This is a genomic window from Mycobacterium sp. NGS22, from assembly GCF_059813095.1.
The window spans coordinates 17,615-30,913 of the sequence record NZ_JCALDY010000041.1 but is presented as its reverse complement, the minus strand read 5'-3'; the positions used below and the strand labels follow the sequence as shown (position 1 = coordinate 30,913).

Sequence of the window (13,299 nt, the reverse complement as noted above, 5' to 3'; positions counted from 1 at the left end):
ACTAGCCATCACGGCGGGGCCCGACCCCGCGATGTGACCATCACCTCGGTCTCACTCGGCTAACCTGAACACCCGGGACGGCCGCCGCTGACCGGGAGGAGACTCGTGGCCGAGAGCTTTGGTCGCTACCAACTGCAGGGTCTGCTGGGTCGCGGTGGCATGGGCCAGGTCTACCGGGCTTACGACACCCAGACCGACCGCGTCGTCGCCATCAAATTGCTGCCGCCGCATCTGGCCGAGGACAAAGAGTTCGAGCACCGCTTCCGCCGGGAGGCGCGCATCGCGGCCAGCCTCAACGATCCGCACGTCGTGCCCATCCACGGCTTCGGTGAGATCGACGGCCGACTGTATGTCGACATGCGTCTGGTCGAGGGCCGGGATTTGGTGAAGTTCATCGCCGAGAACGGCGGCCGACTGACCCCGGCGCAGACGGTGGCGATCGTCGACCAGGTTGCGGCTGCGCTGGACAGTGCCCACCGGGCCGGGCTGGTGCATCGCGACGTCAAACCGTCGAACATCCTGGTTGCCCAAGCCCGCGACTTCGTCTACCTGATCGACTTCGGGCTGGCCCGTGCCACCACCGACACCGTGTTGACCGGGTCCGGCACCACGATGGGCACCCTCGCCTACCTGGCCCCTGAAAGATTCAGTGGCACAACGGATTCCCGTGCCGATGTGTACTCGCTGGGGTGTGTGCTCTACGAGTGCCTGACCGGCGCCCGGCCCTATCCCGGCGAGACGTTCGCAGAGCAGATCTCCGGCCACCTCCACTCCCCGCCGCCACGTCCCACGGCGATCGCACCAGGCATCTCCCCGACCTTCGACGCTGTCGTCGCGCGCGCAATGGCAAAGGACCCGCAAGTCCGGTACCAGACGGTGACCGAACTCGCCGACGCCGCCCGCGCGGCGTTGACCGGTGCCGCTCCAACCCTCCCCCCGCCGCCACCGGCCGAACCGCGTACCGGGCTGCGGAGAGTGGATTCCGAAGGCATCGCCGACCCGCCCACTCCGAGCAGATCGGGAAGCAGCCGCAAAGTGCTGGTTGCGACCGTGGCCGGTTCGGGACTGGCACTGGTCTTGGTGGCCGCCCTCGTCGCGTTCCTCCTCGGCGACGACGACCGCGCCTCGAACACCACGACGTCGTCCAACACGACCACCAGCAACAACGAGTCGCAGAAAAGCGAGGCTCCCGAAGCGACGGCGGCCGCCACGCCGCCATTGCCGGCCGTCGCCGTGCTGCCAGACCGGGGCGCCAACTGTCAGTATTCGCCGACGCCGACGGCGGCCGGCAAACCGGTGCAACCTCCGCGCAGCGGCCGGGTGCCCACCACACCGGCCGAGGTTTCGGCCACCATGGTCACCAGCGAGGGCACCATCGGTCTGCGCCTGGCCAACAACGAGTCCCCCTGCACCGTGAACAGCTTCGTCAGCCTGGCGCAGCAGGGATTCTTCGACAACACCCAGTGTCGTCAGCTGTTCAAGTCGGCGAAAATGGGCGCGTTGCAGTGCGGCGATCCGCAAGGCGACGGGTCCGGCGGACCCGGCTACGAATTCGACGACGAGTACCCGGCTGACCAGTACCCGCGCGGCGACCCCAAGTTGGGACAGCCGGTCGTCTACCCGCGCGGCACCCTGGCGATGGCGACCGACACCAATGGCAGCCAGTTCTATGTGTTCTTCGACGACTCCGAGTTGGCGCCGCAGTCCACGGTGTTCGGCTCTATCGACCAGCAGGGCCTTGCGGCAGTCGACCGGATCGCCAGGGCCGGTGTCGTCGGCGGCGAGGACGACGGGACGCCCGTCACTCCGCTGACCATCACTTCGGTGCGTCTCGACGGGTGAGCGTGCGGATTTCAGTGTGAGCGTGCGGACTTCAGTGTGAACTCAGGGTTTTCATTGTGAGCCCACGGTGGCCGACAAGGTGATTGTGCCGCCGTAGCCTCACCCTCAAAGCCGTAGCCTCACACTCAAAGCCGCAGCCTCACACTCAAAGACCTCAGGAAGCCGACGTCACCCGATACACGTCGTAGACGCCCTCGACGTTGCGCACCACGTTCAGCAGATGGCCCAGATGTTTCGGGTCGCCCATCTCGAAGGTGAACCGGCTGATCGCCACCCGGTCCCCCGACGTGGTCACCGACGCGGACAGGATGTTGACCTTCTCGTCGGCCAGCACGCGCGTCACGTCCGACAGCAACCGGTGCCGGTCGAGAGCTTCGACCTGAATCGCGACCAGGAACACCGACGACGGCGACGGCGCCCACAGCACCTCGATGATGCGCTCGGACTGCTGCTGCAGGGACGCGGCGTTGGTGCAGTCGGTGCGGTGCACGCTGACGCCGCCGCCGCGGGTGACGAACCCCATGATCTGGTCACCCGGCACCGGTGTGCAGCATTTGGCCAGCTTGGACAGCACCCCGGGAGCGCCGGGCACCGACACGCCGACGTCTTCGGTGCTGCGCGGGCGTCGCGGTTGCATGGTCGCCGGGGTGGATCGTTCGGCAACGTCGTCCTCGGCCTGGTCGATACCGCCGAGTTCGGCCAACAGCCGCTGCACGACGTGCCGGGCCGAGACGTGGCCCTCGCCGATCGCGGTGTACATCGCCGAGACGTCGGTGTAGTGCAGCTCCCGGGCCACCGCGGCCATCGACTCGCCATTCACCAAGCGCTGCAGGGGAAGTCCGGCGCGACGCACTTCGCGAGCCATCGCCTCCTTGCCGGATTCCAGCGCTTCTTCACGCCGCTCCTTGGCGAACCACTGGCGGATCTTCGTCTTAGCGCGCGGGGACACCACGAACTGCTGCCAGTCCCGCGACGGACCGGCGTTGAGCGCCTTGGACGTGAACACCTCGACGACTTCGCCGTTGTCCAGCTTGCGTTCCAGCGCCACCAGCCGCCCGTTGACCCGGGCACCGATGCAACGGTGGCCTACCTCGGTGTGCACGGCGTAGGCGAAGTCGACCGGCGTGGAACCAGCCGGCAACGTGAACACGTCACCTTTGGGTGAGAACACGAATATCTCTTGTACTGCAAGGTCGTAACGCAGCGACTCCAGGAACTCGCCCGGGTCGGCCGCCTCCCGCTGCCAGTCGAGCAACTGCCGCATCCACGCCATGTCGTCGATCTCGGCGGCAGCGTGCTGGTGCGGAACCCCGTTGCGGCCCTTGGCTTCCTTGTACCGCCAGTGCGCGGCGATGCCGAATTCGGCGGTGCGGTGCATGTCGTTGGTGCGGATCTGCACCTCCAGCGGCTTGCCTTCCGGCCCGACGACCGTGGTGTGCAGCGACTGGTACACACCGAATCTGGGCTGGGCGATGTAGTCCTTGAACCGTCCGGCCATCGGCTGCCACAGCGAATGCACAACGCCCACAGCGGCATAGCAGTCGCGGATCTCGTCGCACAGGATGCGGATGCCGACCAGGTCGTGGATGTCGTCGAAGTCACGGCCCTTGACGATCATCTTCTGGTAGATCGACCAGTAGTGCTTGGGCCGGCCCTCCACCGTCGCCTTGATCTTCGAGGCGTTCAGCGTGTTGGTGATCTCGGCACGCACCTTGGCCAGGTAGGTGTCGCGCGACGGCGCGCGCCCGGCCACCAGCCGGACGATCTCCTCGTATTTCTTGGGATGCAGGATGGCGAACGAGAGGTCCTCGAGTTCCCACTTGACGCTGGCCATACCCAGCCGATGTGCAAGCGGCGCAATGACTTCCAGTGTCTCGCGGGCCTTGCGGGCCTGCTTCTCCGGCGGCAGGAAGCGCATGGTGCGCATGTTGTGCAGCCGGTCGGCCACCTTGATCACCAGCACCCGCGGGTCGCGGGCCATCGCGGTGATCATCTTGCGGATCGTCTCGCCCTCGGCGGCGCTGCCGAGCACGACGCGGTCCAGCTTGGTCACTCCGTCGACGAGATGGCCCACCTCCTCACCGAAGTCCTCGGACAGGGCGGCCAGCGTGTACCCGGTGTCCTCGACGGTGTCGTGCAGCAGGGCGGCCACCAAAGTGGTGGTGTCCATACCCAATTCGGCCAGGATGTTGGCCACCGCCAGCGGGTGGGTGATGTAGGGATCGCCGGAGTGCCGCAGCTGGGTGGCGTGCCGCCGGTCGGCGACCTCGTAGGCCCGCTGCAGCAGTGACAGGTCCGCTTTGGGATATACCTCCCGGTGCACCGCGACGAGCGGTTCGAGCACGGGGTTGATGGCGCTGCTGCGCGCGGTCATCCGCCGGGCCAGCCGGGCCCGCACCCGGCGGGAGGCGCTGCTGCTGCTCTTGGGCGCCTCGACGGAGGCTATCGGCATCGGCTCGGTGGGCGGGCCCGAGGACGCCGGACCCGGTTCGGCGGGCGGCGCGACAGCTTGCAGCGTGCTGTGTTCATCCGCCACGTGGGTCACCTCCGACCTTGAGGATATCGCGGGATCTCGTCTGTCAGGTGCGACTCAGGCTGTGCACCGGCAGCGGCGCCACCGCCTCGCGACCGCCCAACTCGGTGAGTTCCACCACCACCGCCGCGATCGTCGGGACCGCGCCGCCGCGCTCCAGCAACCTTTGCGCAGCGCCGACGCTGCCGCCGGTGGCCAGGACGTCGTCGATGATTGCAACGCGCAGACCGGCCAACGCAATCCCGTCGGCCGGGATTTCGACGGTGGCGGCGCCGTATTCGCGCTCGTAGTCCTCGCTGAGCACCGGCGGCGGCAGCTTGCCACCCTTGCGGATGGCCAGCACCCCGGTCCGCAACCGGGTGGCCACAGCGGCGGCCAGCAGGAAGCCGCGGGAATCGATGCCCGCCATCAGGTCCGCACCCGCCGAGACCTCGGCGAGCGCGTCGGTGATGGCCGCCATCGCGTCGGCGTCGGCGAACACGGGAGTGAGGTCTTTGAACTGCACCCCGGGCTCGGGAAAATCCGCGACCTTGCGGGTCAGCGCATCGATGACGGCGGCGACGTCCGTCACTGCACCAGCGCCCATCGGTCCATGTTCCAGCCCGCTCCCCACCGGGTGGGGTTCTTGCTCACCGCATACATCTTCTTGGACATCAACAAGGTCCGCTGCTGCCGGTACAGGGGCAACGTCGGCATCTCTCCCCACAGCACCGGCGCGGCTTCGGCGAGTAGCCGGGCCCGCTCGGTCGGATCGGCGGAAACCGCGAGCGCGCCGATGATCCCGTCGATTTGCGGGTTCGCATACCCCGACAGGTTGTTGCCGTTGCCGCTGTGCAACGTGTAGGCGTCCATCGCCGACGACCCGGTGGATCCGCTGCCCGCCGCACCGCCCGTGCTCGCCAGCAACACGTCGATCTTCCCGTCCCGCAGCGCCTGGGGTCCCGGGGTATCGAGGGTCACATTGGTGACGGTGATCCCGGCGGCCTGGCACGATGCCGCGATCGACCCGACAATGGCCGCCAGTCGGGCGTTGGGTCCGCGGTAGCCGATCCGCACGGTCAGCGGGACGCCGCGCAGCGCGTCGCGGGCGGCGTTGGGATCGGCCTTGTCGAACGGGCGCGCCTCGTTGACACCGTCGGTGGCAGCCAGCGCATCCTCGGTCGCCGGGGACAGGCGAGAGTTGGCGATCGGCACGCCGCCGTCGCGGGCGATCCCGTCCCGGGGTGTGCAGAATGCGAACGCGCGGCGCAACGGAACCTGGGCGAGCGGCCCCTGTGGCGCGAAGATGAGCTGCTCGATCCCGGCCGACGGGAAATCGGAGCGCTGGTAGTCGTCCGGAGTGGCCAGCGCGCCGGACGATCCGGCCGCCACGTCGACCACGTCCACCCGGCGGTGGTTCACCCGGTCCTGGATGTCGCTGCCCTGCGGTCGCACGGTGATCCGCTTGGTGATCGCCTTGGCGCCCCACCATCGGTCGTTGGACGCCAGCACCACGGCGCCGCCGTCCAGCACCGACTCGATCTTGTACGGTCCCGACGACGGAAAACGCTTGAGGTCGACCCCGGGTTTCAGGTCCCACGTCGTATTCCACAGTCGCGCAACCTGTTCCACCACCGACACCTTGTTGGTGAGCAGGGCGGTGGTGACGTCGGCGCCCAGGGTGTCGGAGATGACATGCGACGGCATCATCGAGGTGGCGGTGAACAGCTGGGTGTAGTCGGCAACGCCACGGTCGGGGATGAACGACACCCGGGCCTTCTTCTGGCCGGGGGTGCATTCGATGTTGGCGATGTCGACGTACCCGGCCTGGGTGGCCGCGTCGAAACCACCGAACCGCCCGGACTGCGCGGCCCAGGCCAGCACCAGATCGTCGCAGGTCACCGGTTTGCCGTCGGAGTAGACGGCGTTGTCGGCGATCTGGTAGTCAAGCACCAGGGGCGCACCGCCGACCACCGAGATGGTGCCGAAGTCGTGGTCGGCGACCACCTGCCCGTCGGGCCCGTGGTAGCCGAACCCGGTCAGGGTGCGGGCGAAGGCCTGGGCGCCGGCCGAGGCGGCACCGATGGTGGTGTTGGTGTTGTAGCTCGACAACGGGCCGTCGACCACGTAGTCGATCTGCCCCGCCGCGCTACCGGAACAACCGGTAAGGCCCGATGCTGCCAGCAGTGCCACAACACCGTTGGCCACCAAGGCTTTTCGCCAACGAAACCGGGTGGCCATGCGGCTACCGCTTGCCGACGTTTCGCTTGCCGGTGGGACGCCGGGTGCCGGTCGGACGCACCGGAGGCGCGCCCGGAGCCGGTTTGTTGGTGGCTGCGGGCTTGCTGGGGGTCACGGTCTCGGTGACCGCCTCCGTCGCGTCCTCGCCGCCGTCGGCCCGCTCCTCGGCGACCTCCTCGGAGACGGTCTTCTCGTCGCCGGTCTTTTCCGCGGTTGCCTTCGTCCCGGTCGTTCCCGAGCCGCGCCGTCGCAGCACCCGCCGGGTGTGCGAGCGCACCAACTCGGTGCGTTCGCGCATCGTGACCAGCAACGGAGTTGCGAAGAAGATCGACGAGTAGGTGCCGACGATGATGCCGATCAGCTGCACCAGCGCCAGGTCTTTCAGCGTGCCCACTCCCAGCAGCCACACCGCCACCACCATCAGCGCCACGACCGGCAGCACCGAAATCAGGCTGGTGTTGATTGAGCGCATGAAGGTCTGGTTGACCGCCAGGTTGGCGTGCTCGGCGAAGGTGCGCCGGGTGGTGTGCTGGAATCCCTGCGTGTTCTCCTCGACCTTGTCGAAGACGATCACGGTGTCATAGATCGAGAAGCCGAGGATGGTCAGCAACCCGATCACGGTGGCCGGGGTGACCTCGAAGCCCACCAGGGCATACACGCCCGCGGTGACCGTGATGTCGAAGACCATGGCCGCCAGGGCGGACAACGTCATGTACCGCTCGTATCGCACGGTGATGTAGAGGCCGACCAGCACCAGGAACACCACCAGTGCGATCACCGCTTTCTTGGTGATCTGACCGCCCCACGTCGAGGAGACCGCCGCGTCGCTGATGGCGTCCTTACTGGGCGGTTTGCCTTCGGCCCCGATCGGCTGGAACGCGTCGAACAGGGCGTCGCGTAGCTTCGCGGTCTGTTCGTTGGTCAGATGTTCCGAGCGGATCTGCACCGTGGCCGACGAACCCTTGCCGACGCTGACCACCGACTCCGGGTCCTCGCCGATCACCTTCTTGTACACGTCCTGCACCTGCGCGACCTGCGCAGTGCCGGTGGCCCCGTGCGCGGGCAGCGACACCGTGGTGCCGCCCTTGAAATCGATGCCGAAGGTGAACCCGCGGATCAGGATGGCCAGGACGGCGATCGCCATGATCGCGCCGCTCACCCCGTACCAGAGCCGACGGCGCCCCACCACCTCGAAGGCACCGGTTCCGGTGTACAGCCGGGACAGGAAGCCGTGGTGCGGAGCGTCGGTCTTGATGTCGTCGCGGGGGGTTGCGGTGACCTCGGTGGTCTTGGCGTCGGTGGTCTTGGCGTCGGCGTCCTTGGCGTCGGCCGGCTTGGCGGCGGTCGGCTTCTTCTTGATGTCGACACCGGTCTTGGGCTTGGCGGCCATCGGTTATCCCCGTCCCGTCTTGGTGGCGCTCGAGCGGGCTCCGGCGGAAGCGGTCCGGCGTTCGCGCGCGACCTGCTGAACAGCACCCAGCCCGTTGTAAGCCGGCTTGGCCAGCCTCGCGGATTTGGACGAGAGATATACCAGCGGCCAGGTGACCAGGAACACCACCACGATGTCGAGGATCGTCGTGAGCCCCAACGTGAACGCGAAACCCTTCACCTGGCCGATCGCCAGCGCGTACAACACAGCGGCGGCCAGGAAGGTGACCGCGTTGCCCGACACGATCGTCTTGCGGGCCCGCGCCCAACCACGCGGAACCGCCGAACGGTACGAACGACCTTCGCGGATCTCGTCTTTGATGCGTTCGAAGAACACCACGAACGAGTCGGCGGTAGTGCCGATACCGATGACCAGACCGGCTATGCCGGCCAGATCCAGGGTGTAGTTGATATATCGGCCCAGCAGCACCAGGATCGCGAAAACCATTGCACCGGAAGCGATCAACGACAAGGCCGTCAGCAATCCCAGCACCCGGTAGTACAGCAGCGAGTACAGCAGCACCAGCAGCAGGCCGATCGCGCCGGCTATCAGGCCGGCCCGCAGCGACGACAGCCCCAACGTCGCCGAAACCGTCTGCGCCTCCGAGGATTCGAAGGACAGCGGCAACGAACCGTACTTCAGGACGTTGGCGAGCTGTTTTGCCGTCGCCGCGCTGAACGGCGGCTCACCGCCACTGATCTGGGTCCGCCCACCGGGAATGGCCTCCCTGATCATGGGCGCGCTGACGACCTGGGAGTCCAGGGTGAACGCCGTCTGGGTACCGGTGTGGGCGGCGGTGTAGTCGGCCCACACGTTCGCCGCGGGACCCTTGAACTGCAGATCGACGACCCAGCCCAGACTGCGCTGGTCCTGGCCCGAGGTGGCGTCCTGGATCTGGTCGCCGCTGATGATCGACGGCGCCAACAGGTATGCGGTCTTGTGGTCGGTCGAGCAGGTGATCAGCGGCAGATTCGGGTCGTCGTTGCCGGCCAGGATGTCTTCTTTGTCGCAGCGCAGCGCCTGGAACTGCAGGGCGAGCTCCTGGAAGTACGGGCTGGTGTTCTGCCGCCACTTCTTTTCCTGCGCGATGCGGTCGGCGAGCGCCTTGCGCGGATCCGGCGGCGCGGGCGCCTCGGGGGGCGGCGCCTCCGATGTCGGGCTGGGTGCCGGTGCCGGGCTGGGTGCCGGATCCTGCGGGTACGGCCGAGGCTGACCCCGCGGCGGCGCCGGAGCCGGCGCGCCGGATTGCGGCGCACCCGTTTCGGGGGCAGGCGCCCCGGGGGCACCAGGCGCGGGAGCAGGTGCACCGGGCGCACCGGGTGCCGGCTGTTCGACGGGCCGGGGTTCTTCGGGCGGCGGCTTCTGGGCGGGCAACGAACTCGTGACCGGCCGGATGTAGAGCCGGGCGGTCTGGCCCAGGTTGCGGGCCTCGTTGCCGTCGTTGCCCGGCACCGTGATGACCAGGTTGTCGCCGTCGACGACCACCTCGGAGCCGGACACCCCCAGCCCGTTGACGCGCGAGCTGATGATCTGTTGGGCCTGCGCCAGCGCATCCGGACTGGGACGCTTGCCGTCCGGGGTGCGCGCGGTCAACGTCACCCGGGTGCCACCCTGCAGGTCGATGCCCAGTTTCGGCGCCGCCTTCTTGTCCCCGGTGAGAAATACCAACAGGTAGACGCCGACGAGCATGAGCAGGAACACCGACAGGTAGCGGGCAGGATGCACCGGCGCCGAAGACGATGCCACGTTCCTTGAATCTCCTTGAAAATCGGTACCGGACCCGTGAGAGCCTCCGAAGAGACTACGTGGCCTTCGGTCAGGAATCCTTGGCGACGTGCGTCTGGTCCTCGGCCTCTGCTTCCACAGCGACGGCCGAGTCCTCGTCGAAGTCGTCTTCCGGCAGGATCTTGTCGCGGATCGCCAGCTTCATCCAGGTGGTCACCACGCCGGGTGCGATCTCGAGGTCGACGGTGTCGTCGGTGATATCGACCACGTTGGCCTCCAGACCGGACGTGGTGTGCACCCGGTCACCGGGCTGCAACGACTCGTGCAGGTCGATGGTTGCCTGCATCGCCTTGCGCTGGCGGCGCGAGGCGAAGAACATGAACCCGCCCATGATGAGCAGGAACGGCAAGAACAGAACAAAACTATCCATCAACACGCCTGTCTTTCGTATCGGGAGTGCTCGAAATTCCCGCGGAATCCGGGGACGGTGCCGGTAGGACCCGGCACTCGATCACGTCGTCAACGGTCCAGTCTGCCATTCCCGCAGGTCGCAAACCGACCCCACCACGTGTGGCGGCCTCGGGAGCAGCCGAAACTCCGCAAATCCGGGCTGGCGGTTAGGCTTTTATCCGCGACGTGACCGGCGCGCCGCGGAAGGAGGGGTCCGTGGCCAGCCTCGAGCAAAGCCGTCATCTGGTCACCGAAATCCCGGGTCCCGCATCGTTGGAACTCAACAAGCGCCGGACCGCTGCGGTGTCGCACAGCGTCGCGGTCTCCCTGCCCGTGTTCGTCGCGCGCGCCGGTGGCGGCATCGTCGAGGACGTCGACGGCAACCGGCTCATCGACCTGGGTTCGGGCATCGCGGTGACCACGATCGGCAACTCGTCGCCGCGGGTCGTCGAGGCGGTGCGCGGTCAGGTCGAGGAGTTCACCCACACCTGTTTCATGGTGACCCCGTACGAGGGCTACGTCTCCGTCGCCGAGGAGCTCAACCGGATCACTCCGGGCGCCGGCGAGAAACGCTCGGTGCTGTTCAATTCCGGCGCCGAGGCCGTCGAGAACGCGATCAAGGTCGCGCGGTCGCACACCCGCAAGCCGGCGGTGGTCGCGTTCGACCACGCCTACCACGGTCGCACCAACATGGCGATGGCGCTCACCGCCAAATCGATGCCGTACAAGAGCGGTTTCGGTCCGTTCGCGCCGGAGATCTACCGGGCGCCGATCTCCTATCCTTATCGGGACGGGCTGCTGGACAAGGAACTCGCCACCGACGGCGAGAAGGCGGCCGCCCGCGCCATCAACATCATCGAGAAGCAGGTCGGGGCCAAGAACCTGGCCGCGGTCATCATCGAACCCATCCAGGGCGAAGGCGGGTTCATCGTCCCGGCCGAAGGGTTCCTGCCCGCGCTCGTGCGGTGGTGCCGGGAGAACGATGTGGTGTTCATCGCCGACGAGGTGCAGACCGGTTTCGCCCGCACCGGAGCGATGTTCGCTTGCGAGCACGAGAACATCGAGCCCGACGTGATCGTCACCGCGAAGGGCATCGCCGACGGGCTGCCGCTTTCGGCGATCACCGGCCGCGCCGAGATCATGGACGCCGCGCATCCTGGCGGCCTGGGCGGCACGTTCGGTGGCAATCCGGTCGCGTGTGCGGCAGCGCTGGCCACCATCGCCACCATCGAATCCGACGGGCTGATCGAGCGGGCCCAACAGATCGAACGCGTGATCACCGAACCGCTGCTGCGGTTGCAGGCCGGGGACGACCGGATCGGCGACGTGCGGGGTCGGGGCGCCATGATCGCTATCGAGCTGGTGAAGTCCGGCACCGCCGATCCCGACCCGGAGCTGACCTCCCAACTGGCCACCGCCGCGCATGCGGCCGGGGTCATCGTGTTGACCTGCGGCATGTGGGGCAACATCATCCGGCTGCTGCCGCCGTTGACCATCAGCGACGAGCTGCTGACCGAGGGCGTCGACATCCTGGGTGGACTGCTGGCCGATCTGTGAGGTCAGGCAGCGCCGAACACCACGACGGCGTTGTTCCCGCCGAGACCGAACGATTGCGACACGGCGTAGCGGTATTGTCCGCGGCGCGGCTCCCCGGCGACGACGTCGAGGTCGATTTCGGGGTCGAGCTCGGCGAGATTCAGTGTGGGCGGGACGATTCCGTCGCGAAGTGCCTGCACGGTCAGCACCGATTCGATCGCGCCGCAGGCCCCCATCGAGTTGCCCAGCGCGGCTTTCGGCGCGTACACCGCCGGCGTGTGGGTGCCCAGTGCCCGCCGGATGGCGCGCGCCTCGGCCAGGTCTCCGAACGTAGTGCCGGTCGCGTGCGCGTTGACGTGGTCGATGTCGGCCGGTGTCAGGCCGGCCAGATGCACGGCCCGCGCGATGGCGTCGCCGGCACGCTCACCGGTCGGGTCGGGTTCGACCATGTCGTATCCATCCGAGGTGACGGCGGCTCCCAGTAGCCGGGCCAGGATCGGCGCGCCGCGCGCTCTGGCATGCTGCTCGGTCTCGAGGAGAAGCAGCGCGCCGCCTTCGCCGAACACCATGCCGTTGCGGCTCTTGTCGAACGGGCGGCAGGCCGCGGGCGGGTCGTCGTTGTGCGCGGACAGCATCTCGAGCTGACAGAACGTGGCGACGGGCACCGCCTCGATGCCGGTCTCGACGCCGCCGCAGACCGCGACGTCTGCCTCTCCGAGCACGATGTGCTGCCAAGCGTGAGCAATGGCCGCGGTACCGGATGCGTCGGCCACGATCGGCGTCAGGACCCCGGCCTTCGCCTTCAGGTCGAGTCCGACCACGGCGGCGGGTGCGTTGGGCATGTGCTTCTGCACCGATAGCGGCGACACCGCCCGCAGGCCCTTCACCTTCCAGATCTCGTGCCAGTACGGGATGTCCTCGGTGCTGCCGAAACCCAGGCCCACCGACACCATCAGACGGTTGGTGTCGACGTCGGGTGCGCCAGCCTGCTGCCACAGCCGTCGGCTCAGCACCGCGGCCATCTTCTGCATGAACGCGAACCGGCGCAGCTCCACCCGCTCCAGATGCTCGTCGAAATCCTCGCGGAGCGTGCCGCCGATGCGCACCGGCGAGTCGAATTCCGCTACGAACGGCTTGTCAAGCTCGCGGATCCCGCTGCCGCCCTCGAGGAGTTGTTGCCAGGTCTCCTCAGCGTCAGGCGCCAGCGCCGTCGTCGACACCAACCCGGTGACGACGACGTCGGGGAAGCCCTCTCCAGTCCTCATCGCGTGCGCCTACCCGCCATGGTCTGTCTGATCAGCCACATCGATGCCACGTCCCTCCAAAACCCAGCAACTCGGCCGAAGTGTCTGCAAGGCATTATCACCGCTCGCGCGACGGGCCAATCATGAGGTCCAATTCCCGCCCGGCGCGTGCCCAAACCTGCGCAAGCGTCAAATTTGCCGCTCCGGCCGCCGGGTGTTCTGCGAGCAGGGTTCGTGCGGGCGGGTCGGCGTCCAGCAACAGCGGAGCCACAGCAGCGGCGTTTGAGGAATAATGTTAGTTTTGCTAACGTTCTTCTGGT

The 13,299-nt window shown here is 67.5% G+C and carries 9 protein-coding genes; 2 read left to right on the top strand and 7 right to left on the bottom strand.

Annotated elements, in window-relative coordinates; genetic code table 11:
- Positions 1 to 105 precede the first annotated feature (105 nt).
- Positions 106 to 1,842: a protein kinase domain-containing protein gene (locus AC5Y47_RS24060; protein ID WP_499946752.1), complete on the top strand. Its 1,737-nt coding sequence runs from the start codon at positions 106 to 108 to the stop codon at positions 1,840 to 1,842.
- A 154-nt stretch (positions 1,843 to 1,996) separates the two neighbouring features.
- Here the strand turns inward: AC5Y47_RS24060 and AC5Y47_RS24055 are convergent, their stop codons facing one another.
- The 6 genes from AC5Y47_RS24055 to yajC form a co-directional block, all read right to left on the bottom strand.
- Complete coding sequence (locus tag AC5Y47_RS24055) at positions 1,997 to 4,378, bottom strand: RelA/SpoT family protein (protein WP_499946751.1); 2,382 nt, start codon at positions 4,376 to 4,378, stop codon at positions 1,997 to 1,999.
- A gap of 43 nt (positions 4,379 to 4,421) precedes the next feature.
- Positions 4,422 to 4,961, bottom strand: a complete 540-nt coding sequence (locus AC5Y47_RS24050) for an adenine phosphoribosyltransferase (RefSeq protein ID WP_499946750.1) — start codon at positions 4,959 to 4,961, stop codon at positions 4,422 to 4,424.
- Positions 4,943 to 6,595 (bottom strand): ABC transporter substrate-binding protein, encoded by a 1,653-nt coding sequence (locus AC5Y47_RS24045; RefSeq protein WP_499946749.1) that lies wholly within the window; start codon positions 6,593 to 6,595, stop codon positions 4,943 to 4,945. Before AC5Y47_RS24045 ends, AC5Y47_RS24050 begins: the two co-directional genes overlap by 19 nt.
- Positions 6,596 to 6,599: 4 nt before the next feature.
- Positions 6,600 to 7,985, bottom strand: coding sequence for a protein translocase subunit SecF (gene secF, locus AC5Y47_RS24040; RefSeq protein WP_499946748.1), 1,386 nt, complete (start codon positions 7,983 to 7,985; stop codon positions 6,600 to 6,602).
- A 3-nt stretch (positions 7,986 to 7,988) separates the two neighbouring features.
- A complete protein-coding gene (gene secD / locus AC5Y47_RS24035; RefSeq protein WP_499946747.1) occupies positions 7,989 to 9,770 on the bottom strand; it encodes a protein translocase subunit SecD in 1,782 nt (593 codons plus the stop codon).
- 70 nt (positions 9,771 to 9,840) lie between these two features.
- Entirely contained in the window at positions 9,841 to 10,179 is a 339-nt protein-coding gene (gene yajC, locus AC5Y47_RS24030; protein WP_499946746.1) for a preprotein translocase subunit YajC, read from the bottom strand.
- A 236-nt stretch (positions 10,180 to 10,415) separates the two neighbouring features.
- Here yajC and gabT point away from each other — a divergent pair, with 236 nt between their 5' ends.
- On the top strand, positions 10,416 to 11,756 hold the full coding sequence (gene gabT, locus AC5Y47_RS24025) for a 4-aminobutyrate--2-oxoglutarate transaminase (RefSeq protein ID WP_499946745.1): 1,341 nt from the start codon (positions 10,416 to 10,418) through the stop codon (positions 11,754 to 11,756).
- 2 nt (positions 11,757 to 11,758) lie between these two features.
- Here the strand turns inward: gabT and AC5Y47_RS24020 are convergent, their stop codons facing one another.
- Positions 11,759 to 13,000, bottom strand: a complete 1,242-nt coding sequence (locus AC5Y47_RS24020; protein WP_499946744.1) for a KasA/KasB family beta-ketoacyl-ACP synthase — start codon at positions 12,998 to 13,000, stop codon at positions 11,759 to 11,761.
- Positions 13,001 to 13,299 lie beyond the last annotated feature (299 nt).

What these genes read in the sequence shown, in the direction of transcription:
- AC5Y47_RS24050 (WP_499946750.1), bottom strand. Translation starts at nt 4,961, where the DNA reads ATGGGCGCTGGTGCAGTGACGGACGTCGCCGCCGTCATCGATGCGCTG.
- AC5Y47_RS24045 (WP_499946749.1), bottom strand. Translation starts at nt 6,595, where the DNA reads ATGGCCACCCGGTTTCGTTGGCGAAAAGCCTTGGTGGCCAACGGTGTT.
- secF (WP_499946748.1), bottom strand. Translation starts at nt 7,985, where the DNA reads ATGGCCGCCAAGCCCAAGACCGGTGTCGACATCAAGAAGAAGCCGACC.
- yajC (WP_499946746.1), bottom strand. Translation starts at nt 10,179, where the DNA reads ATGGATAGTTTTGTTCTGTTCTTGCCGTTCCTGCTCATCATGGGCGGG.
- AC5Y47_RS24020 (WP_499946744.1), bottom strand. Translation starts at nt 13,000, where the DNA reads ATGAGGACTGGAGAGGGCTTCCCCGACGTCGTCGTCACCGGGTTGGTG.